The 21,803-nt window shown below is 62.8% G+C and carries 15 protein-coding genes; 11 read left to right on the top strand and 4 right to left on the bottom strand.

What is annotated here, in order from left to right:
- Nucleotides 1-256 precede the first annotated feature (256 nt).
- The 4 genes from ACYVHK_RS20615 (at nucleotide 257) to ACYVHK_RS20630 (ending at nucleotide 6,738) form a co-directional block, all read left to right on the top strand.
- Nucleotides 257-1,441 carry an efflux RND transporter periplasmic adaptor subunit gene (locus ACYVHK_RS20615; RefSeq protein WP_460536024.1) on the top strand — a complete coding sequence of 395 codons (1,185 nt, stop codon included), beginning with the start codon at nucleotides 257-259 and terminating at the stop codon, nucleotides 1,439-1,441.
- A 12-nt stretch (nucleotides 1,442-1,453) separates the two neighbouring features.
- Nucleotides 1,454-4,597, top strand: a complete 3,144-nt coding sequence (locus ACYVHK_RS20620; protein ID WP_460536027.1) for an efflux RND transporter permease subunit — start codon at nucleotides 1,454-1,456, stop codon at nucleotides 4,595-4,597.
- A gap of 2 nt (nucleotides 4,598-4,599) precedes the next feature.
- Nucleotides 4,600-6,042 (top strand): efflux transporter outer membrane subunit, encoded by a 1,443-nt coding sequence (gene adeC / locus ACYVHK_RS20625; RefSeq protein WP_460536029.1) that lies wholly within the window; start codon nucleotides 4,600-4,602, stop codon nucleotides 6,040-6,042.
- A gap of 84 nt (nucleotides 6,043-6,126) precedes the next feature.
- Nucleotides 6,127-6,738, top strand: a complete 612-nt coding sequence (locus tag ACYVHK_RS20630; protein WP_460536031.1) for a TetR/AcrR family transcriptional regulator — start codon at nucleotides 6,127-6,129, stop codon at nucleotides 6,736-6,738.
- Between the two features lie 15 nt (nucleotides 6,739-6,753).
- Here ACYVHK_RS20630 and ACYVHK_RS20635 read toward each other — a convergent pair whose 3' ends face one another.
- The 4 genes from ACYVHK_RS20635 to ACYVHK_RS20650 all read right to left on the bottom strand — a co-directional run bounded on the left by ACYVHK_RS20635 (nucleotide 6,754) and on the right by ACYVHK_RS20650 (nucleotide 10,935).
- A complete protein-coding gene (locus ACYVHK_RS20635; protein ID WP_460536033.1) occupies nucleotides 6,754-7,587 on the bottom strand; it encodes a DMT family transporter in 834 nt (277 codons plus the stop codon).
- Nucleotides 7,588-7,619: 32 nt separating this feature from the next.
- Nucleotides 7,620-8,912 carry an MFS transporter gene (locus tag ACYVHK_RS20640; RefSeq protein ID WP_460536035.1) on the bottom strand — a complete coding sequence of 431 codons (1,293 nt, stop codon included), beginning with the start codon at nucleotides 8,910-8,912 and terminating at the stop codon, nucleotides 7,620-7,622.
- 120 nt (nucleotides 8,913-9,032) lie between these two features.
- The gene (locus ACYVHK_RS20645; protein WP_460536037.1) at nucleotides 9,033-10,229 is read right to left on the bottom strand and encodes an aminotransferase class V-fold PLP-dependent enzyme; all 1,197 of its coding nucleotides are present in this window, start codon (nucleotides 10,227-10,229) and stop codon (nucleotides 9,033-9,035) included.
- A 97-nt stretch (nucleotides 10,230-10,326) separates the two neighbouring features.
- Nucleotides 10,327-10,935, bottom strand: coding sequence for a putative metalloprotease CJM1_0395 family protein (locus ACYVHK_RS20650; protein WP_460536039.1), 609 nt, complete (start codon nucleotides 10,933-10,935; stop codon nucleotides 10,327-10,329).
- Between the two features lie 279 nt (nucleotides 10,936-11,214).
- On the opposite strand from ACYVHK_RS20650, the gene ACYVHK_RS20655 reads away from it, so the two are divergent.
- From ACYVHK_RS20655 to thiL, 7 genes are all read left to right on the top strand, one after another.
- Entirely contained in the window at nucleotides 11,215-12,927 is a 1,713-nt protein-coding gene (locus ACYVHK_RS20655) for an autotransporter assembly complex protein TamA (protein ID WP_460536042.1), read from the top strand.
- A 2-nt stretch (nucleotides 12,928-12,929) separates the two neighbouring features.
- Nucleotides 12,930-16,838, top strand: a complete 3,909-nt coding sequence (locus tag ACYVHK_RS20660; protein ID WP_460536044.1) for a translocation/assembly module TamB domain-containing protein — start codon at nucleotides 12,930-12,932, stop codon at nucleotides 16,836-16,838.
- A gap of 111 nt (nucleotides 16,839-16,949) precedes the next feature.
- Nucleotides 16,950-18,386 (top strand): exonuclease domain-containing protein, encoded by a 1,437-nt coding sequence (locus ACYVHK_RS20665; RefSeq protein ID WP_460536046.1) that lies wholly within the window; start codon nucleotides 16,950-16,952, stop codon nucleotides 18,384-18,386.
- Nucleotides 18,387-18,495: 109 nt separating this feature from the next.
- Complete coding sequence (gene ribBA / locus ACYVHK_RS20670) at nucleotides 18,496-19,590, top strand: bifunctional 3,4-dihydroxy-2-butanone-4-phosphate synthase/GTP cyclohydrolase II (protein WP_460536048.1); 1,095 nt, start codon at nucleotides 18,496-18,498, stop codon at nucleotides 19,588-19,590.
- Nucleotides 19,591-19,660: 70 nt separating this feature from the next.
- Nucleotides 19,661-20,146: a 6,7-dimethyl-8-ribityllumazine synthase gene (gene ribH, locus ACYVHK_RS20675; protein ID WP_460536051.1), complete on the top strand. Its 486-nt coding sequence runs from the start codon at nucleotides 19,661-19,663 to the stop codon at nucleotides 20,144-20,146.
- A 136-nt stretch (nucleotides 20,147-20,282) separates the two neighbouring features.
- Complete coding sequence (nusB, locus tag ACYVHK_RS20680; RefSeq protein WP_460536053.1) at nucleotides 20,283-20,768, top strand: transcription antitermination protein NusB; 486 nt, start codon at nucleotides 20,283-20,285, stop codon at nucleotides 20,766-20,768.
- Between the two features lie 71 nt (nucleotides 20,769-20,839).
- Nucleotides 20,840-21,799 carry a thiamine-phosphate kinase gene (gene thiL, locus ACYVHK_RS20685; RefSeq protein WP_460536056.1) on the top strand — a complete coding sequence of 320 codons (960 nt, stop codon included), beginning with the start codon at nucleotides 20,840-20,842 and terminating at the stop codon, nucleotides 21,797-21,799.
- Nucleotides 21,800-21,803: the final 4 nt, after the last annotated feature.

Raw genomic sequence — 21,803 nt, forward strand, 5'->3', positions numbered from 1 at the left:
TTCGTGGCGGTGGTGCCCTGATGTGTAAAAAAGCGTGTCCTGCCGGAACTGGATGCGGACTGCGGGGACTCTCGTCGGCAATCTTCATTGGCTTGCCCGTGTTGGGGTTTAAAATTAGAATGATCGTTCACTCTAATATCGATCAGGCCGACTGTCGGCGACGTTCATGTCGCAGTCCGGCCTGATGACGTCGGGTTGATCGTCATTGCGCGGAACAGCCGGCTGCTTGTACCCAATTCCTTTCGACAGGTGCTCTATGCATATCAAGAACAAGACCTTGCTGACCACGACCCTGGTGGCGATGGCCGGTGGGCTGGCGCTCAGCGCTTGCGGCAAATCTCCCGCTGCCGGGGCTGCCGGTGGCGGCGGCCCCGCTGAAGTCGGCATCTATACGGTACAGGCTGCGGCATTGCCGATCAGCACCGAACTGAACGGCCGGACGGCGGCGTTCCGGATTGCAGAGGTGCGGCCGCAGGTGGGTGGCATCATCCAGCAGCGACTGTTCAATGAAGGCGCGGAAATCCGCCAGGGCGAGGCGCTGTACCAGATTGATCCTGCCACCTATAAGGCCGCCTTCGACAGCGCGCAGGCAACTCTGGCCAAGGTCGAAGCCAATGCCACGGTCAGCCGTCTGAAGGTGGAGCGTTACCAGGAGCTGGTCAAGATTAAGGCAGTCAGCCAGCAGGATTTCGATGAAGCATCGGCGACGCTCAAGCAAGGCGAGGCCGATGTCGCCGCGGCGCGTGCGGCGGTGGCCAATGCGCGCATCAACCTGGGCTACACCCGCATCAGCTCGCCTATTGGCGGGCGTATCGGCCGTTCCGCCGTGACGCCGGGCGCGCTGGTGACCGCGAACCAGGCGGGTGCGCTGGCGACAGTCCAGCAACTGGACCCGATCTATGTGGACGTGACGCAGACCAGTACCGAGCTGATGCGCCTCAAGCGGGACTTGGCCAGTGGCGCGCTCAAGCGCACCGGCAAGGACGCCGCCAAGGTCAGTCTGGTGCTGGAAGATGGCACGGTCTACCCGCAGGCCGGTAGCCTGCAGTTCTCGGAAGTCAGCGTGGATGCCGGTACCGGTAGTGTCACGCTGCGGGCCGTGTTCCCTAATCCCAAGCAGGAGCTGCTGCCGGGCATGTATGTCCGGGCGCGCCTGGAGGAGGGCGTGGACGAGGCGGCCATCCTGGTGCCGCAGCAGGGGGTGACGCGTGATGCCAAGGGCAATGCCGTGGCCCTGGTGCTGAATGCTGAAAACAAGGTCGAGCAACGCCAGTTGCAGACGCGCCGTGCGCTGGGTGACCAGTGGCAGGTGACCGATGGCCTCAAGGCCGGCGATCGCCTGATTGTCGAAGGTCTGCAAAAGGTGAAGCCTGGCGCGAGCGCCAAGCCCGTACCGTTCCAGTCTGCTGCCGGCGCCGCCGCTGCGCCCGCCAAGCCCTAAGGAGCACGGTACATGTCTCGTTTCTTTATTGATCGCCCCATCTTTGCGTGGGTGATCGCCATCGTGATCATGCTGGCAGGGGTGCTGTCGATCACCTCGTTGCCGGTGTCCCAGTACCCTGCCATCGCGCCGCCTGCGGTAGCGATCACCGGCACCTATCCAGGCGCCTCTGCCCAGACCGTGCAGGACTCGGTCACCCAGGTGATCGAGCAGAAGATGAAGGGCATCGATGGCCTGCACTACATGTCGTCGAGCAGCGATTCGTCCGGTGCAGTGACGATCACCTTGACCTTCGATAGCGGGACCAATCCCGACATCGCCCAGGTCCAGGTGCAGAACAAGCTGCAACTGGCCATGCCGCTGTTGCCGCAGGAAGTCCAGAAGCAGGGCCTGACGGTTGCCAAGTCCACCAAGAACTTCCTGATGGTGATGGCCTTCGTTTCCGAAGACGGCAGCATGAAGCAGTCGGACCTTGCCGACTATGTTTCCGCCAACGTGCTCGATACGATCAGCCGCGTCAAAGGGGTAGGGGATGTCACGCTGTTCGGTGCGCAGTACGCCATGCGTATCTGGCTCGACCCGGCCAAGCTCTACAACTACAAGCTGACACCCAACGACGTCAGCCTCGCCATCCAGGCGCAGAACGCGCAGGTATCCGCCGGCCAGTTGGGTGGTACCCCGGCGGTCAAGGGCCAGGCGCTGAATGCGACCATCACGGCCCAGAGCCGTTTGCAGACGCCGGAGCAGTTTGGCGAGATCCTGCTCAAGGGCAATGCCGCAGGGGCGAGCGTGAAGCTCAAGGATGTCGCGCGTATCGAGCTGGGCGCCGAGAGCTACAGCACCGTGGCGCGATTCAATGGCAAGCCGGCAACCGGTATTGCCATCAAGATGGCCACCGGTGCCAATGCCCTCGATACCGCCAACGCGGTCAAGGCCAAGATCGACGAGTTGTCGAAGTTCTTCCCGACGGGCATGAAGTCGGTTGTCGCCTACGACACCACGCCGTTCGTAAAGATATCCATTGAGGAAGTGGTCAAGACGCTGGCTGAAGCCGTGGTGCTGGTGTTCCTGGTCATGTACCTGTTCCTGCAGAATTTCCGCGCCACCTTGATCCCCACGATTGCCGTGCCCGTGGTACTGCTCGGTACCTTCGGCGTGCTGGCGGCCTGCGGGTTTTCGATCAACACCTTGACCATGTTCGGCATGGTGCTGGCCATCGGCCTGCTGGTGGATGACGCCATCGTGGTGGTGGAAAACGTCGAACGGGTGATGAGCGAGGAAGGCCTGCCGCCCAAGGCGGCCACCCGCAAATCCATGGGCCAGATTACCGGCGCCCTGGTGGGTATCGCGCTGGTGTTGTCGGCCGTGTTCGTGCCGATGGCTTTCTTCGGTGGCTCGGCCGGTGTCATCTACCGGCAGTTCTCCATCACCATCGTGTCTGCCATGGTGCTGTCAGTGATCGTTGCCATGGTGCTGACGCCTGCCTTGTGTGCGACCTTGCTCAAGCCGGTCGAGAAGGGGCATCACCTCAGCAACCGCGGTTTCTTCGGCTGGTTCAATCGTACCTTCGATCGTTCGAGCCGCGGCTACCAGAGTGCGGTCAATCGCATCATCCACCGTGGCGTGCCGTACCTGCTGATCTACGCCGCCATCGTGGCTGGTATGGCGTTCCTGCTGGCGCGTCAGGCCAGCGGTTTCCTGCCGGATGAGGACCAGGGCATCCTGTACAGCCAGATCGTCCTGCCGGCCGGTGCGACGCAGGAGCGAACCCTGCGGGTGATCGAGCAGGTGGAACACCACTTCATGGTCGACGAGAAGGATTCGGTTGCCACCATGTTCGGCGTGGCCGGCTTCAGCTTCGGGGGGAGCGGCCAGAACGCCGGTCTCGCCTTTGTGCGGCTCAAGCACTGGGATGAGCGCCAGCGCCCAGACCAGAAGGCGCAAGCCATCGTGGGCCGCGCCATGGCCAAGTTCTCCAAGATCCGCGATGCGATGGTGTTCGCCTTTGCCCCGCCGGCGGCGCTGGAGCTGGGTAACGCCTCGGGCTTCGACTTGCAGTTGCAGGATCGTGCAGGCCTGGGCCATGAGAAGTTGATCGCCGCGCGTAACCAGCTGCTGGGCATGGCGGCCAAGCATCCTGCCCTGACCGCAGTGCGTCCCAATGGACAGGAAGATACGCCGGAGTTCCGGCTGGATATCGACCGTAACAAGGCCAATGCGCTGGGTATCTCGCAAGCGGATATCAACAGCGTGATCACGACTGCCTGGGGTAGCAGCTACGTCAACGACTTTATCGACAAGGGACGGGTCAAGAAGGTCTATCTGCAGGGTGATGCCCCGTCGCGCATGCTGCCGTCCGACCTGAACAAATGGCATGTGCGCAACGCCAGTGGCGAGATGGTGCCGTTCACCGCCTTTGCCACGACGCGCTGGGCCTTCGCTTCGCCACGACTTGAGCGCTACAACGGCATGCCGTCGGTCGAGATCATGGGTTCGCCGGCACCGGGGCATAGTTCGGGCGAGGCCTTGCTGGCCATGGAAGAGATGATTGCCAAGCTGCCGGAGGGTATTGGTTTCGAATGGACCGGCTTGTCTGACCAGGAGCGTAGTTCCGGCTCGCAGGCACCAGCCCTGTATGCGATCTCCATGCTGGTGGTCTTCCTTTGCCTGGCAGCCCTCTACGAAAGCTGGTCGATTCCGTTCGCGGTCATGCTAGTGGTGCCGCTGGGTATTGTTGGTGCGGCGTTGGCGGCCTTTGGTCGTGGGCTGGCCAATGACGTCTACTTCCAGGTTGGCCTGTTGACCACGGTGGGCCTCTCGGCCAAGAACGCGATCCTGATCGTGGAGTTTGCCAAGGAGCAGATGGAGCACGGCGTAGGCCTGATCGAGGCCACGCTGGAGGCGGTACGCATGCGTCTGCGGCCTATCCTGATGACCTCGCTGGCCTTCATTTTCGGGGTGTTGCCATTGGCCATCAGTACTGGCGCCGGCTCCGGCAGCCAGAACGCCATCGGTACCAGCGTGCTTGGCGGCATGATCAGTGCGACCGTGCTGGGCCTGTTCTTTGTTCCCTTGTTCTTCGTGCTGGTGCGCCGTGTCTTCAAGGGCAAGCAGCAGAACAGCACGGGTGAGGTGTTTTCCGAGGAGGGGCGTTGAATATGCCCAAGTTGACAATCGCAGCGGCGGTCAGCGCCGCCCTGCTGGCCGGCTGCGGCACGCTGGCCCCTCACTATGAACGTCCCCAGGCACCGGTACCGGCCGCCTGGGTGGGCAATCACACCGATGCGCAACCGGCGGTCGACGACATCGGCTGGCGCAGCTTCTTTGCCGACGCGCGATTGCAAGGCGTGATTGAACTCGCCCTGACGAATAATCGCGACTTGCGCGTGGCCGCTTTGAATATCGAGCGGGCGACGGCGCAGTACCAGATCGAGCGCGCCGATCTCTTCCCCAAGCTTAATGTTACCGGCGGTAGCAGCGCCGCCCGTACGCCGGGTGACCTCAATAGCTCGGGCCAGAGCCTGGTCAGCCGCCAGTACAGCGCCAATCTAGGCATCAGTGCCTACGAGCTGGATTTCTTCGGTCGGGTGCGCAATCTCAAGGATGCCGCTCTGGAGCAATACCTGGGTACCGAGGAAGCGCGGCGCAGTAGCCAGATCAGCCTGGTGGCCGATGTGGCCGCCGCCTGGCTGAACCTGGCGGCTGATCGCGAGCGCCTTGGCCTGGCACAACGAACCTTCAGCAGTCGACAGTCGTCCTTGCAACTGACCCAGCGCAGCTTCGAGCTGGGTGCGGCTTCCCAGTTGAGCCTGAGCCAGGCCCAGACCGGGGTTGAATCCGCGCGCGGCGATGTGGCCCGCTATACCAGCCAGGTGGCGATCGACCAGAACGCCTTGTCGGTGCTGCTCGGTACCGTGCCGCCAGCGAATTTGTTGCCCGACAACCTGACGCAGCAGGTTTCCAGCTTGAGCGAGCTGCCGGTCGGCTTGCCATCGGAGACGCTGCAGCGTCGGCCAGATGTGCTACAGGCCGAACATGCCCTGCTGGCCACTTACGCCAACATCGGTGCCGCACGGGCGGCGTTCTTTCCGAGTATCAGTCTGACAGCCAGCGTTGGCACCGCCAGCGCCCAGTTGTCAGGTTTGTTCGATACCGGCTCGCGCGCCTGGAGCTTTGTGCCCCAGATCCGCTTGCCGATCTTCGATGCCGGTACCAACCGGGCCAATCTCAAGATTGCCCAGGTGGATAGGGACATCAAGTTGGCGCAGTACGAGAAGGCGATCCAGGTGGCCTTCCGCGAAGTAGCGGATGCGCTGGCGCAGCAGAGCACGCTGGAGGAGCAACTGTCGGCACAGACTGCCTTGGTCAGCGCGACGCAGCAGAGTCTCGATCTGTCTGACGCCCGCTTCCGCAAGGGGGTGGACAGCTACCTGACCTTGCTGGATGCGCAGCGCTCGCTGTACACCGCCGAGCAAGGCCTGATCACGGTGCGACAGACGCGGCAGGCCAATCTGGTCACCTTGTACAAGGTGCTCGGCGGGGGATGGCAAGAGACGAATGGTGCCAATCCCGCTAAGATCGCGGCCGCTGCAAAACATTAGAATATAAAATCTTCAAGTTGACAGGGTTGGTGGTGCGCAGACCCATAGACCACCAACCTGTCGTTGTGCCTGGAGGAGGCATATATGGTTGCCCCAGACTGCAAATCTTCCACCGAACCCAGCCGGGCCGAAGCGCGTTGCCAGCAAGTACTGGACGCGGCGGCGGAGTGTTTCCGTCGCAAGGGTTTTCACGGTGCCAGCATGGCGGATATATCCAGGGCCGCCGGCATGAGTGCCGGCCATATCTACAACTATTTCGACAGCAAGGACGCCATCATCGGTGGCATCGTCGAGCGAGAGATGATGGAGGTCCTGGCCAATATCAGCACGCTGGAGGGCGCACCGGATGTCTACCATGCCATGGTGGAACACGCGGGCGAGGGCATGGAACGCAGCCTTGACCGGCGCAGTTCCGCGCTGAAGCTTGAGGTGCTGGTGGAATCCACCCGAAACCCGGCTTTGGCAGGCCTGGTACACGATGCTGATCGGCATGCCTTGCAGCGGCTGTGCGAAATGATACGGAAAGGGCGAGGCAACAGCCCGGCCTTGTCGGAGGATGAGCTGGTCAGCCGGGCGGAGCTGTTGATCGCGACTTTCGATGGTCTGCGTATCCGCGCCCTGCGTAATCCCGACCTCAACAAGGAAGCCATCCTGCATGTGCTGAAGCGGCAATTGCAGCGCCTGCTCAACGATTGAACAGGCCATGCCTGCTCAGGGTTGACGGCTTCTGCCCAGCCAGGCGCCCGCCAGGATCAGGACCAGGGCGACACCGGTCTGCCAACTGAAGTGACCATTGCCCAGCAAGGCTAGCAGACTGGTGGATAGCAGGGGTGTCAGATAGGCGAGTGTGCCGATCGCCCGCGCATCCCCTCGCTTCAACGCTGCGTCCCACAGAAAAAATGCCGCACCCATCGGCCCCAGACCCAGCACGGCCAACCAACCCCATTCTGTATTGTTGAGGACATAGGCGGGTTCCAGCGCGGCATGGGCGAGCAGGGCCAGCAAGCCGGACAGCAGACAGAAGCCGCCGATGGCGCCGGTCGAGAAGGGCGGTACCCGGCGGGTCAGCAGGGAGTAGCTCGACCACATCAAGGCGGCGATGGCCGCCAGCGCATAGCCCAGACCGTGTTGTCCGTTCAGGGAGAGTTGCCCTTTGCCGAGCACGATCAACACACAGCCACTCATGCCCAGCAATCCGGCCAGCCAGTGCCGGGGCGCCAGCCTGGTTGGTGGCAACAGCAAGGGCGACAACAGCACGATCAGCAAGGGCCACAGGTAGTTGATCAGGTTGGCTTCCAGTGCCGGCGCGTAGCGTAGTGCCATGAACAGGCAGAAGTGGTAGCCAAACAGACCGTAGCACCCCAGCAGCAAGGTCTGCGGCGGTACCCGCCATTCACGCCAGCGGGGCAGGCCGCAGAGGCTGCCTATGCAGAGCGCCAGCCCGACCAGCAGGAAGGGTGGGACATGGACCAGTTGCACCGACAGCAGGGCAAGCGAAGCCCATAGCAGGATGGCGGCAAGGGCATAGAGGGTGGCAGGGGACATGGCGGGCTTGAGGCGTGTTGATCGGAGAGGCGTCAGATCCTGGCCTTGCGCCGCTGGAAGGCGGCCGGGAAATGCTGGCCGTACCAGTTTTTGGCAATGTCATGGTCCAGCGACAGGAAGGCGCGATAGCCTGGCAGCAATGGATAGCAGACAGCGCAGAGCAACAGGGCCGCACCGAAGCCGATGTAGAGCTGTGCGGCATTGCCGTGCAGCAGCAGTATGCCGGCGATGGCAGGTCCTAGCGCGCCGGCCATGTGCATGACCATCAGGTTGCTGGCACTGAAGCGTGCGCGAAAATCGTCAGGCACCGCCAGCATGCGGTGAGTCTGGCCCACCAGTTGCACGACTGACAGGCAAACCCCGGAAACAAAGAAGCACAGCGGCAGCGCCAGACGTGCATCCAGTACGCCCACCAGGCCCAGTGCGATGCCCTCGCCCATCAGGGCTGCGACGGCGGCGCGGTAACGTCCCAGCCATTCCGTCGCCAGGCGGGCAAAGTAGAAGGCCCCCACCAGCATGCCGGCGGACAGGGCGGCCTCACACCACCCCAGCCAGGCGGCAGACCATTGCAGGGACTGGATGCGCAGCGGCACCAGCATGCCGACGGCCGGACCGAAGAACAACATGGTGCAAAAGGCCAGGCCGGTCCAGTAGCGCTCGACCGGGATCAGCCATTTGGCGCGCAGGCCCGCCAGCATTTCGCCCAGCCAGTCGGCGTCCAGATTGGGTGCGTGGTGGGGCCCCTGAGGGATGCGGAACGCCGCCCAGGCAGCAACGGCCAGCAGTATCACATGCAGCCAGAGCGCCGTCCTCACGCCGGAGAGGGCCAATACCATACCGCCCAGCGCGGGACCCAGCATGCGACCCAAGGCCTGGGCGGTCTTTTGCAGGCTCATGGCGTCGGCTAATTGATCGCTGCTGACCAGTTCTGCGGCAATGGTCATCGCGGCGGGCTGCATGATGGCCAGTGCCATCACTGCGGTCATCTCCAGTAGCAACAAAGGCAACAGGTGATAGCCGAGGAACTGTGCCATCAAGGCGAGCAGAAAGGTTTCTGCCACAAAAACCAGCAGGCCCCAACCCAGCAGGTCGCGCTTGGCGTGCCGGTCACCCAACGGCGACAGCAAGGGCATGGAGATGAACATGGTGATCGACATCACCACGCCGTAGATGGCGAGATGGTGCGCGCCGCCTTGCTCCGCGATCCACCAGGCCACACTGACATGGCCTAGCAGCAAGGACAGCAGGGTCAGTACCTCGCTGATCAACAACAGCTCAAACGGTGGGCCAAGCTCTGCGACTCGCCGTCGGGTGGCTTCCAGCATTGTCTTCCTGGGTCATTCCTGGGTAGAAGGCGCGACCTGCCTGGCAGGGGCGCCGGATGGTGAGCCGCAGCCATACTGATGGATAACTTGCGGGCCGGCTTGGCTGTCCCCGGCGCATATTCAGGTAAGGCTGCGCGCCAGGGTGTCGGCAGCATCGATCATCTGCCGTTCCGTAGTCAGGATATCCGGGCACAGGCGCAGGCCAGCGGCACGGGCGTCGCCATTGACGCCTGCTGCCCGCAAAGTCTCCGACCATTGCATGGGCTGTATGTGCGGGACGGTGATGAAGGCACCAAAGTCATGGCCTGCACCAAAATGCCGTATGCCCCGTTCCTGCAGTTGGGCGGACAGGAATCCTTTCTGCTGCAGGGAGTATTCGCGCAAGCGCGCCACCCCGAGTTCACTGACCAGCGCGAGGCCGGCCCGGGCCTGATAGAAGCCCAGCGGGTTGAACGTCGATTCGAGCCAGCCATCGCCGCCGCTGGCGAACTCCGGTGGAACCGGTCTGCGGTAGCTGAAGGGGTCCTTCTTGGCAAACCAGCCGGTATCCAGCGTGGTCATGCCGCTCGCCAGCATCTCAGGGGAGACGTACAGCCAGCAGACGCCCGGACCGCCGCGCAGGTACTTGTAGCTGCCGGCGATGGCAAAGTCGACATCCAACGCCGTCAGGTCCAGTGGCAACACGCCGTAACCGTGGTAGACATCAAGCAAGACTTGGGCACCGGCCTCGTGGGCGGCGGCGACCAGGCGCTCCAGGCCATCGAGCACCTGGCCGGTGGCGAAGAAGACCTGGGATACGACAACCAGGTCGATGCTGTCGAGGCGGGCGATCAGGTCGTCGACATGGAACAGCCCGTTCTCCCTGGCGTTTACCGTGGTCAATACGGCGCGGCCTCGGTGGTCATACTGCTTGAGGATATGGTCGATCGAGTCGAACTCGCCGTTGGTGGACAGGACGCGTGGTACGGTCGCATAGCTGTTGAGGACGGCGCGCAGACCTTGACCTGCGCTGGTCTTGGGAACAATGCAGTCGGCCCGTGCTACGCCCAGCAAGGTGGCCGTGTTGCTGCGCCAGTTCTCCATTTCCTGCCACCAGGGAGACCAGGCGCCGTCGAGCTGCTGGAACCAGGCATTCGATCCTTCGGCGATATCCGCCTCGGTGGCATCGAGTGGCCTGCCCAGTGAATGGTTGGCCAGGTAGATATCCCGGCTCTCGCGGTGCAATACCTTGCTGAACAGCGGGAATACCTGCTCGGCCAGCAAGGTCTCGGTCAATGAGGTGCCGCTGGGCAGCGTCAGGTGCTTGGGGTGAGGCATGATGTGCTCCGCATTAGGCTGCATGCGACGACCGGAGAGGGCGGGGCGCGCAAGAAACCAGTATCCTAGCGGAGAGTGTGGGGCGGGGCGACTGGGTTCAGGCGTAAGCGCTGATGGAATTGTAGTTCACGTTGCCATCCTGTTGCGTCTGGTAGGCCTGTTGCGCGCGGTTGCCCGCCGTGGTGGCGCCGCCCGGCTTGTCGGCCGCATCGGAATCCTCACCCTTGCCGGATGCGGCTCCGGGCTGCTCTGCCAACTGCAACTGCGCTTCCTGCGCCATCTGACGTGCCCGGGCGGCGACCGAGCGATCCGGGCTGCTGGGATCCTTGGGGGCGAGCGCCGCGCGTTCGATCTGGCGCGCCTTGCGCAGTGTTTCTTCCGGTGTATTGCCGGGTGAGGTATCAATGCTGACTTCACCGCCGATCGCGTAGTTCACGCCATCGGGTCCGCGCTGGTAGGAAAAGCTTGGTCCGCTGATGGTCAAGCCACCCGCGGCAGCCAGGTGGGCCTGCTCATGCTGGCGTACCTCGCGATCCCGCGCCTTCAGCTTTTCGACCTGGGCCAGCTCATCGGCGGACAGTTGCTTGCCAACCTGGGTGAGCTGCGTCTTGCCTTCCTGGGACTGGATGTCGGCCGTGGGGGAACTCGTGTCGACCGGTGTGGGACTACAGAGCGAACAGGTGCAGCCAGGGCTGTGCAGACGCACGCTGGTCGTCGTGTAATAAACGCTACTCGCGCCTGATGTACCTGAAACATTCATGGTGTGACTGCCGTTGGCTACACCTGATACCGGTTCTTCTCATAAGCCGCTGCTTGTTCATGGTACGCCGGTGTCATGGGGGTGGAAATGCCGAGTGTCGCTTAAACCATCATCCTTGGCGCCAGACGGCGATGTTTGCTTACATGAACCATGACGATACCGCGCACCCTCGCTACACTCCCCGCTGTGCCTTGTTTCAAACGACTTCTTCCTTCCGCGCTGCTTGTGCTCTTGCTGACCGAGCCAGCCTTTGCTGCCGGCCTCGAATACCATGTCGAGATCGACGCCCCTTCGCCGCTGGCAGATCTGTTGCGCAACAATCTGGGGGTACTGCGCTGGCAAGGCAGTGACTATATCGACAAGGAGCAGCTCGATAGGCTGTATGAGGCAACGCCCAGGGAGATCGAGGCGCTGCTTGCGCCGCAGGGGTACTTCAATCCCAAGGTCAAATCCGTCATGCAGCCCGAGCGTGCTGGCTGGCGGCTCCGTTTTACGGTTGAACCCGGCGAGCCTACGTCCATCCGGGACGTCGAGCTGCAAATTGAAGGCGCCATCCGGCAGGAGCCGGATTTCCAGACCCGCTGGGCAGAGTTGCTGGAAGTCTGGCCCCTGCCCATCGGCGCCAACTTCACCCAGCCCGATTGGGATGCAGCCAAGCGTCGCGGCTTGCAGGCGTTGCTGATCGATCGTTTTCCTGCTGCCGCCATCAAGGACAGCCGCGCCGAGGTGGATCCGGTCCAGTCTACGGCTGAACTCTCCGTGGTCTACAACTCCGGGCCGCGGTTCACCTTTGGCGACCTGTCCGTCAATGGCCTGAACAAGTACCCCCGCAAGCTGGTTGAGCGTTTGCAGACCTTCCAGGCCGGTGAGCCGTACAGCCAGCAAAAGCTGCTGGATTTCCAGACGGCCCTGCAGAACACCCCTTACTTCGCCAGCGTGTTCCTGGACGTACCGATCGATTCGGCCAAACCGGAGAATGTACCGGTCAGGCTGGAAGTGACCGAAGCCCCTCGCTACAAGACCGATGCGGGTGTGGGTTTCGATACCGACAAGGGACCGCGCGCGAGCCTGGCGTTCCGCGACAGCAATCTGCGCCAGTTGGGCTGGATCGGTAGTCTCAATCTGAATCTGCAACGTCGGGAACAAACCTTCAATGCAGGCGTCGAGCTACCGGTGGACCTTGACGGTTATCGTTATGGCAGCAGCTACAAGGTGGAGCATTCGGATGTGGCCGGCCTCGACAAGACGACCCAGACGCTTGGCGTGCAGCGCAGCCGGCTCAAGGGCCGGATCGAAGTGACCCAGGCCATCCAGTACACCAATGCCAATGAACGGCTGGATGGTGAGGAAACCAAATTCAACAAGGCGTTGATCTTCTCCCAGTCCTGGACGCGCAACGGCCTCGACAAGCCGGCAGATCCGCAGCGTGGTCTGCTGCTGAGCTGGCAACTGGGCGGTGCCGCCAAGGCGCTGTTGTCCGATACGAACTTCGTCCGGGCCTGGGGACGGGCAGCCTGGTACCACCCGCTGGGCGAGAAGGGGCTGGTCCTGTTCCGGGGCGAAGCCGGCCAGGTGCTGGCAGACAATACCGACAGCGTACCGAGCGATTGGCTGTTCCGCGCTGGCGGTGCCGGCTCGGTGCGGGGCTATGGTTATCAGACCTTGGGGGTGAAGGCGGAAAACGGTGCTGTGCAAGGTGGGCGACTGTTGTTGACGGGTAGCGCTGAATACCAGCACCGCGTGGTCGGACCGTGGCGTGCGGCCGTGTTTGCCGACGTCGGCAATGCCGCCAATGACTGGTTGTCGTTCAAGGCCTACAAGGGTTACGGGGTCGGGGCGCGTTATATCAGCCCGGTGGGCCCGTTTGCGCTGGACGTCGCCTACGGGGCTGCGGATCGCAAGGTCAGGTTGCATTTTTCCCTGGGGGTTGGTTTCTGACGATGAGCCAAGCGGCACCACCTTCCAAGGCCAAACCTGATCGTCCTGCCAAGCTGCGCCGCCGACTGCGGCTCGGCCCGCTATGGCTGGAGCTGATCCTGTTTGCGTTGGTGGCGGGCTTGGCGGCGCTGGCCCTGTTGACTGCGAGCGAGCGCGGTACCCGCTTGCTGTTCCAGTTGGCCGAGCGTCTTTCGGGCGGCAGTGTTTCCGTTGCGCACGTCGAAGGCACGATCTGGCATGAGCTGCGCTTGCTGGATGTGCGGGTGGATACCACCGGCAGCAAGGTAAGGCTGGATCGGGCCGAATTGCGCTGGCAGCCTGGGGCGCTGTTCGAAGGGCGTATCGAGGTGCAGCGCCTTGCGCTGGGGAAATTACAGATCAGCACCCAGCCTAACGAGGAGCCGGTCACGGTACCGGCGTCGCTGGCACTGCCGTTGGCGGTCACGGTGGAGGATGCATCCCTGCAGGGCTTGACGGTGGATGGCCAGCAGATACTGAAGCTGACCCGCCTGAAGCTCGATAGCGACGGCGATCACCATCGGCTGCAACTCTTACAGGCAAACACCCCCTGGTTCATTGGGGAGGGGACGCTCAAGCTCGGTGGTAGCCGCCCCTTTCCCGTTGACGGCAAGCTGGCCGTCCACGGTGACGCAGAGGGAGCACCGTGGCAGGTGAATATGGCAATCTCCCATAGCCTGGAGGCACTCACCCTGAAAGGAAAGGGTGCGGGTGGCCCGCAGGGCGCGAAGCCGTTCAAGGCGGACTTCGACCTGGGACTGCAGCCATTCTCCCCCTCACCGTACGGCATACTCAAGACTGGCCGGCTCGATACCGAGGCGATGGATCTGCGCGTGCTGTCTACCTCCCTACCCCGTACCGCGCTGGATCTGACATTGCAGGCCGAGCCACGAGGGGAAGCCGTGGCGGCTACGCTGACGCTGAAAAACCCGCTGGCCGGCGACTGGCTCGCCGGTCGATTGCCGCTGGCCGAGGTGCAATCGAAGCTGCTGCTGGACAGCCAGCAGGTACAGATACAGCAATTGCAGGCCGATGCTGCCGGGGGCAAGGTGGATGTGACTGGCAAGGCAAGCCTCGACAAACTTGATCTGGTAGTGGTGTTGAGCAAGCTGGACCCTCGCAGGTTTGGCGGGCCTGCCATGTCCTTGACCGGCAAGCTGGCGGTGCAAGGCAGCCCCTCCGAGCCTCACATTACGGGGGCGATCAGCGACCAACGTCTGTCGGCCAAGCTCGATATCGGTTTGCAGGGCAGTGGGGAGCGGCGCCAGTTGATTGCCCGGCGTATCGAGCTCGATAGCGCGGAAGGTTCGCTGGTGCTGGAGGGGCAGTTGGGGCTGGCGGCCAAGCAGGCGCTGACGCTCAAAGGCAAGCTGGCGGGTTTTGATCCTTCCACCTTGTCTGGCCTGCTGGACTACAAGCTGCCGGCCGGTAATCTCAACGCAGATCTGGCTTTCAATGGCCAGCTCGCTAAACCCATGGGGCTTGCAGGCAAGCTGGTCTTCCAGCCCAGCCGGTTCAATGGGCAGCCCTTGACCGGCCAGCTGCAGGGAAGCTGGCAAGGTGAGCAACTCGACGATATCAAGGCCGCCCTGCAACTGGGGTCGAACCGGCTCAATGCCCAGGGCGGTTTTGGCCGACAGGGCGAGGTGTTGCGTCTGGATGTGCAATTGCCGGACGTAGCGGATTTTGGTCGCGATTTCAAAGGGCGGCTGGAGGCGCAGCTGAGCCTGTCAGGCACCTTCCGGCGGCCTTCGCTGGTCGGTTCTGCGCTGGGTGAAGGGCTGCATTTGCCGGGCAAGCTTGCCGTAGGCCGGGCCAGCCTGAGCGCTAGATTCGATGCGGCGCCCGATAAGCCGGCGAGCAGCCCGCTGTCGCTCAAGCTGGAGGTGGCGAATCTGACAGCGCCGGAGGTGGGGGTGGATACCTTGCGGCTGAATCTGGCGGGAACGCAGGCGGGGCATACCATCGATCTGGCTGGTACAGGCAAGGCGGCAGGTCAGGCTTTTGATCTGGTGCTCGCTGCAAACGGGGCGCTGGACAAACAGAACTGGCGTGGCCGGGTGGAGACGCTGGAAAACCGTGGTCACTGGCCTTTGCGGCTCAACGCACCCATGCAGCTTGCGATCAGCGCTGATGGCGCCACGCTTTCCGGGCTTGATGCCGTTGCCGTGGGGGCCAAGATACGGGTACAGCACGGCGAGTGGCATGGTGGCCGCTTCGCCGGACAGGGCGATATACGGGATGTGGCGGTGGCGGAGTGGCTTGGGCGCCTGCCGGATATCGGCAAGCATGTGGCGACCGACCTGGTGCTGGGGGCAAGGTTTGACCTGCGTGGTGACGAACGCCTGGCTGGCAGCCTGCTGATAGAACGTCAATCGGGCGATCTGGCCTTGTCGGTGGATGACCCGACGATCAAGCCGATGCCTCTCAAATTGTCGAGTGCGCGTTTGCAGCTGGATCTGAATGGCGAGCAGGCAACGGTGGCGGTGGACTTGAAGTCCGCGGCCTTCGGGACGGCTGCCGGCAAGATGACGACGCGCTTCCAGAAGACCGAGAGCGGCTGGCAACCGGCGCGGGGCGCGCCGCTTGAGGGCAGCCTGCAGGCCGAGATGCCGTCGCTGGCCTGGATCGGGCCTCTGCTAGGCCCGACAGGCAAGGTGGAAGGCAAGCTGTCAGCCGAGCTGACTGCCGCAGGGGTTATCGGCGCGCCGCGCTGGTTTGGCAAGCTGAAAGCCCAGGACGTGGCGATCCGTCTGCCGGACGCGGGCATCAATTGGCAACAGGGTAATCTCGAAGCCACGCTGGATGGCGATACCGCCCAGCTTGCTGCCTTCTCGCTCAAGGCGGGCAAGGGCGGGGTCACTGCGGCCGGCAAGATGGCCTTGCGCGATGCCGGGCCGGAAGGGGGGCTGGATGTCACCTTCGATCATTTCGGCGCCCTGACCCGACCGGATCGCAATCTGGTGGTGTCGGGTACCAGCAGCCTGGCAGTGCAGGGCGAAGCGTTGACCCTGACCGGCAAGCTGGCCGCGGACGAGGGGCTGATCGAACTGCCCAAGAGCGATGCGCCGGTATTGGGGGACGATGTGGTCGTCAAGGGACGACCGCAGCAGGACAAACGTCGCAGCAAGCCTTTGCTGCTGACCTTGCGGCTGGACCTGGACCTGGGGCAGAAATTCATCTTCAAGGGGCAGGGGGTCGATGCCCGTTTGTCTGGTCTCGTGCGGTTGACGGCCAGTCCGACCCAGGCACTGGCCGCCAGCGGGTCCTTGAAGGTGGAGGAGGGGCGCTATGCGGCCCATGGCCAGAACCTTGCGATCAGCCGCGGCATCGTCACCTTCCAGGGGCCGATTGATAACCCGGCACTCGATATCCTGGCTGAGCGCAAGAACCTGCCGGTAGAGGTGGGGGTGAAGATCGGCGGCACGGCGATGGCGCCCAATGTGACGCTGACCTCCGATACGGCGATGGCCGATGCGGAAAAGCTTTCCTGGCTGATCCTCGGACGCGGCTCCGCCAGCGGTGGCGGTGACGCCGACTTGCTGCTGACCGCCGCAGATGCCCTGTTCACGGCCGGGGATTCGGTCAGCTTGCGACAGCAGATGGCCGGCCGGCTGGGGCTGGACGACATCAGTATCGGCCGCTCCGACACCTACACCAACAAATCCGACAGCAAGACCGATAGCGCAGGGAATACCAGCACCGTTGCCGGTCGCGTGGTGAGCTTGGGTAAGCGCCTGTCTGACCGGGCTTATGTCAGTTACGAGCAGAGCCTTGACGGCGTAGGTTATGCCGTCAAACTGACCTATCAACTGACGCGGCGTGTGTCTGTCGCCCTGACCGCGGGTGAAACCAGCTCCGCCGATATCCTCTATTCCTGGATATTCGATTAGTACCGTTCACGTTCAGGTTTCTCCTCGCCGCCCGGCGGACCAGATGGGACGAGGGTGTCCTAGTCCGGCAACTTTGATTAAGCTTGCTGCCCAGCCAGCTTTCGCCCATCCATGACCAGTCTGCTTGATCGCCCCTTTGTCTTTGTCGACCTTGAAACCACCGGTGCCAACGCGCAGCGTGACCGGATCACCGAAGTCGGGATCGTGACCTGGGACGGCGAACAGGCCAGTGAATGGAGTTCCCTGGTCAATCCGGAAACACCGATCCCCCCCTTTATCAGCCAGTTGACCGGTATCACCGACGCCATGGTCGAGACGGCACCGTTGTTCTCGTCGCTGGCCACGGAGTTGCTGACGCGGCTGGAAGGCTATGTGTTCGTCGCGCACAACGCGCGCTTTGACTATGGCTTCCTGCGCAATGAGTTCAAGCGCCTGGGGCTGGATTTCAAGGCCAGGGTCGTGTGTACCGTCAAATTGTCCAAGCGCCTGTTTCCTGGCGAGTACAAGCATAACCTCGACGCAGTTGCCGCCCGTAACGGCCTGGTCGTGGCCGGTGAGCGGCATCGGGCCTTGACCGATGCGCAGCTGATCTACCAGTTCCTGGTCAAGCTCAAGCGAGAGTACTCGCGCGAGGAGCTGGACGCGGCGCTGGAAGGCATCAGCCGGCAGCCCATCCTGCCGGCGGGGCTCGATGCAGAGACGCTGGACGATATCCCGGATGGGCACGGGGTCTACCTGCTGTACGGCGAGGATGACCGGCCGCTCTATGTGGCACGTAGTGACAATCTCAAGAAGCGGGTGTCGTCATATTTTTCTGCCAGTTCGCGAGTGCAGAAGGAGATGCGGCTAGGGCAGCAGACACGGCGCATAGACTGGGTATCCACCGCTGGCGAGTTGGGCGCTTTGCTGACTGAAGCACGGCTAATTCGCAGCCTGCAGCCGCTGCACAATCCGCAACAGCGGACCGAGCCAGAACTATGCGCCTGGCGCTATGAGCCCAACGAGGATGGCAGCGCCCAGCCGGAACTGGTCTATGCCCGCGATCTGCATTTCGGTCGACAGAACAACCTCTACGGCCTGTATGGCGGTCAGAAGGAAGCCACCAATACCCTGCGCAAGATTGCGGAGGCCAACAAGCTTTGCATGACGGCGCTGGGGCTGGAACGGGCCAGCCGCCGTGCCGGCACGCCGTGCTTTGGCATGCAGGTAGGCAAGTGCCGGGGCGCCTGCGTCGGCAAGGAACCCATGCTCACGCACCAGGCACGAGCCTGTGCGGTACTGGCCAAGCTCAAACTCTCTCCCTGGCCCTATGGTGGCGTGATCGTCGTGCGTGAGCGCTCCGACGCCAGTGTCGCCAGCGACCTGCATGTGTTCGACCACTGGTGCCATCTGGGCACCGTCGCTTCCGACGCTGATCTGCAGGCCTTGCTGACATCGCCCGCGGAGCCGGTGTTCGATGTGGATATCTACAAGATACTGAACAAACAGCTGCGCAGCGGCACCGGCTTGAAGATCATGTCCGTCGGCGCATCGCTTGCCGGTCTATAATTCGCCTCGATCAACGAACCCGCGACGAAGGTCCGTCCCCGTGTCGCCTGTCTAATTGGGCGTGTTGACCACCCTTGGTGGCCAGCCATCCCGGAAAGTAATCAACGTCATGTCCGTCAGTATTTCCCCCATTCCCGATTTGATCGCCGAGCTGGCCGCTGGCCGCATGATCATCCTGATGGATGATGAAGACCGCGAGAATGAGGGTGATATCGTCATGGCGGCGGAGCATGTCACGCCCGAAGCCATCAACTTCATGGCCAAGCATGCCCGTGGCTTGATCTGCCTGACCCTGACCGAACAGCGCTGCAAGCAGCTGGAGCTGCCGCTGATGGTGACGCGCAACGGGGCCTCGCACGGCACCAACTTTACCTTGTCGATCGAGGCGGCTGAGGGTGTCAGCACCGGTATCTCCGCCGCGGACCGCGCCCGTACCGTACAAGCCGCGGTTGCTCGCGATGCCAAGCCCGCCGATATCGTGCAGCCAGGGCATATTTTTCCGCTGATGGCCCGTGAGGGCGGCGTACTGGCGCGCGCAGGCCACACCGAAGCCGGCTGCGATCTGGCAAAGATGGCCGGTTGCCTGCCTGCGTCGGTCATCTGCGAGATCATGAATGACGACGGCAGCATGGCCCGATTGCCGGAGCTGCTGCCTTTTGCCGCCCAGCATGGTCTCAAGATTGGCACGATCGCCGACCTGATCCAGTACCGTAGCCGTACCGAGTCGTTGGTGGAACGGGCTGGCGAGCGTACGGTGCAGACGCCTGCCGGTGAGTTCCAGCTGGTGGCCTTCCGTGAGCAGGGCAGCGCGGCGACCCACTTGGCACTGGTGAAGGGCAAGTTCAGCTGCGATGACGAAGTGCTGGTGCGCGTGCATGAGCCCGTCAGCGTGATGGACTGGATGGACGCCGGTCAGTCGCGTCACTCCTGGGGTATCTACCAGAGCCTCAATGCCATCAACGAAGCAGGCCGGGGCGTGGTTGTCATGCTGCACCGGGATGAATCCGGCGATGATCTGTTGGCCCGAGCGCTGCCGGAACTGAAACTCAACAACCCGACCAAATGGGATCTGCGCACCTATGGCGTTGGCGCGCAGATGCTCAAATCCCTGGGCGTGGGCAAGATGAAGCTGCTCTCGCCCGAACGCAAGATGCCGAGCATGGCAGGCTTCGGTCTGGAAGTGACCGGCTTTATGGCGCCGTGATTTTTGACCTGATGACGGTAAGTCATTAGAATTTCGACCCTTTTTGATCAATCAGCTGTTGAGGCCCCGCATGTCTCGCTTTGAACATATTCCCGAGATTGAATCCAGTTTCGATGGCGCCGGCCTCAAGATCGGTATCGTGACCGCGCGCTTCAACAGCGACGTCTGCAATGGCCTCCTGACCGCTTGCCGTGATGAGCTCAAGCGACTGGGTGTTGCCGAGGCGGACATGTTGCTGATCAGCGTGCCGGGTGCACTGGAAATCCCGCTGGTGCTGCAGACCATGGCCAAGTCGGGCAAGTTTGATGCCTTGATCGCGCTGGGTGCCATCATTCGCGGCGAGACCTATCACTTCGAGCTGGTGTCCAACGAGTCGGGTTCCGGCGTGACCCAGGTTGGCCTCGACTTTGGTATTCCCATCGCCAATGCCATCCTGACCACCGAGAACGATGATCAGGCTCTGGTCCGCATGCAGGAAAAGGGCAGCGACGCGGCGAAGGTGGCTGTCGAGATGTCCCGCCTGCAAAAGACCTTGCGCGAACGCTTCAAGATGTAAGGATCAGGTGGGCCGTCAGGCCACCTTGTCCATCACTCCTGTGCCTGTCGGCGCGGGGCAGGCCGGATGTGGCCTGCAAAATCGGAATCAACCATAGCGCGGCGTCAGCCGCGCTTGCTCTTTGACAGGAAACTCCATGAGCCAAGATCAGCAAGCCCCCGAAGCCAAGAAGACACCGCAGAAATCCTCCCGTCGCCGTGCGCGTGAGTTTGCGGTCCAAGGCCTGTATCAGTGGCAGCTCACTGGCGATGGCGTAGCCAATATCGAGCGTTTCCTGCGTGACAGCAGCACCAGCTTCGTCCGCGCCGATGAAGCGCTGTTCCGTGACCTGTTCTACAACGCCCTGCGCGATGCGGAGGCCCTGAAGACCGCACTGGCACCGCATCTGGATCGTGACGAGGTCGATGTCAGCCCGGTTGAGCGCGCCGTACTGCTGGTGGCGGCATTCGAGCTGATTCACAAGCCGGAAACCCCCTACGCAGTCGTGATCAACGAAGCGATCGAGATTGCCAAGACCTTTGGCGGTACCGATGGCCATCGTTTCGTCAACGGCGTGCTGGACAAGCTGGCCCTGGAAGTTCGCGCGGCCGAAGTTGCCGCCGGCCGGACCAAGCGTCGCTAAGGCCCGGTGCGGCAACCGGGGTCTGGTCACCGCCTGGTGATCGGACCGAGCCGGTGGCCTGCCTGACGACCATGCCGCTTGATGAATTTGTCCTGATCCAGCGCTACTTCACCCGACCGACGCCGAATACGTTGTTGGGGGTGGGGGATGATGCTGCCTTGCTGGTGCCAACGCCGGGCCGGCAACTGGCTGTTTCCGCCGATACCCTGGTAGAGGGCCGCCATTTTTTTGCCGGTGCCGATGCCGAATCCCTGGGCTGGAAATCCCTGGCGGTGAATCTGTCCGATATGGCTGCCATGGGCGCGAGCCCTCGCTGGTTCACGCTTTGCCTCACCCTGCCGGCCACAGAGCCGGAATGGCTGGCCGGTTTTTCACGCGGACTGTTTGCCATGGCGGCGCAGCATGGGGTCGATCTGATCGGTGGGGACACCACCGGTGGTCCCTTGTCCATTTCCATCCAGATCATGGGTGAGGTCGAACCCGGCCAGGCCTTGCGACGTGACGGTGCGCGGGCGGGGGACGATATCTGGTTGTCCGGCCCGACCGGTGCGGCAGCCATGGCGGTTCGGCATCGCTACGGGAGCTTGCAGCTGGAGTTGGACGACCTGGCCGTTTGCGAAGCCAGGCTGGATAGGCCGCAACCCAGGCTGGCCCTGGGGCGTGCGCTGTGTGGGATCGCGACGGCGGCCATTGATGTCTCGGACGGCCTGCTGGCTGACCTGGGGCACATAGCCCAGCGTTCCCGCCTGGCTGCGATACTGCAACTGGGTGATCTACCCTTGCCACCATTGAGCGACGAGGCCTGTGCCTTGCCGGCTTTCGACAGCTGCCTGCTGGCTGGCGGGGATGACTATGAGCTGTGCTTTACCGCCGCGCCACAGTCCCGCGAGCAGATACTGGCCCTTGGCCGGCAGTTGCACCTGCCGTTGGCCCGGATCGGCCAGATGACTGAGGGCGGCGGCGTCAGTGTGCTCGACTGCACCGGAAGCAGCGTCAGCCTCGCCCATACGGGCTTCAACCACTTTGCCTGAGCAT

Source organism: Chitinimonas naiadis (assembly GCF_054780835.1).

Coding starts and splice junctions, on each gene's coding strand:
- ACYVHK_RS20615 (WP_460536024.1), top strand. CDS start 257: ATGCATATCAAGAACAAGACCTTGCTGACCACGACCCTGGTGGCGATG.
- ACYVHK_RS20620 (WP_460536027.1), top strand. CDS start 1,454: ATGTCTCGTTTCTTTATTGATCGCCCCATCTTTGCGTGGGTGATCGCC.
- adeC (WP_460536029.1), top strand. CDS start 4,600: ATGCCCAAGTTGACAATCGCAGCGGCGGTCAGCGCCGCCCTGCTGGCC.
- ACYVHK_RS20630 (WP_460536031.1), top strand. CDS start 6,127: ATGGTTGCCCCAGACTGCAAATCTTCCACCGAACCCAGCCGGGCCGAA.
- ACYVHK_RS20635 (WP_460536033.1), bottom strand. CDS start 7,587: ATGTCCCCTGCCACCCTCTATGCCCTTGCCGCCATCCTGCTATGGGCT.
- ACYVHK_RS20640 (WP_460536035.1), bottom strand. CDS start 8,912: ATGCTGGAAGCCACCCGACGGCGAGTCGCAGAGCTTGGCCCACCGTTT.
- ACYVHK_RS20645 (WP_460536037.1), bottom strand. CDS start 10,229: ATGCCTCACCCCAAGCACCTGACGCTGCCCAGCGGCACCTCATTGACC.
- ACYVHK_RS20660 (WP_460536044.1), top strand. CDS start 12,930: ATGAGCCAAGCGGCACCACCTTCCAAGGCCAAACCTGATCGTCCTGCC.
- ACYVHK_RS20665 (WP_460536046.1), top strand. CDS start 16,950: ATGACCAGTCTGCTTGATCGCCCCTTTGTCTTTGTCGACCTTGAAACC.
- ribBA (WP_460536048.1), top strand. CDS start 18,496: ATGTCCGTCAGTATTTCCCCCATTCCCGATTTGATCGCCGAGCTGGCC.
- ribH (WP_460536051.1), top strand. CDS start 19,661: ATGTCTCGCTTTGAACATATTCCCGAGATTGAATCCAGTTTCGATGGC.
- nusB (WP_460536053.1), top strand. CDS start 20,283: ATGAGCCAAGATCAGCAAGCCCCCGAAGCCAAGAAGACACCGCAGAAA.
- thiL (WP_460536056.1), top strand. CDS start 20,840: ATGCCGCTTGATGAATTTGTCCTGATCCAGCGCTACTTCACCCGACCG.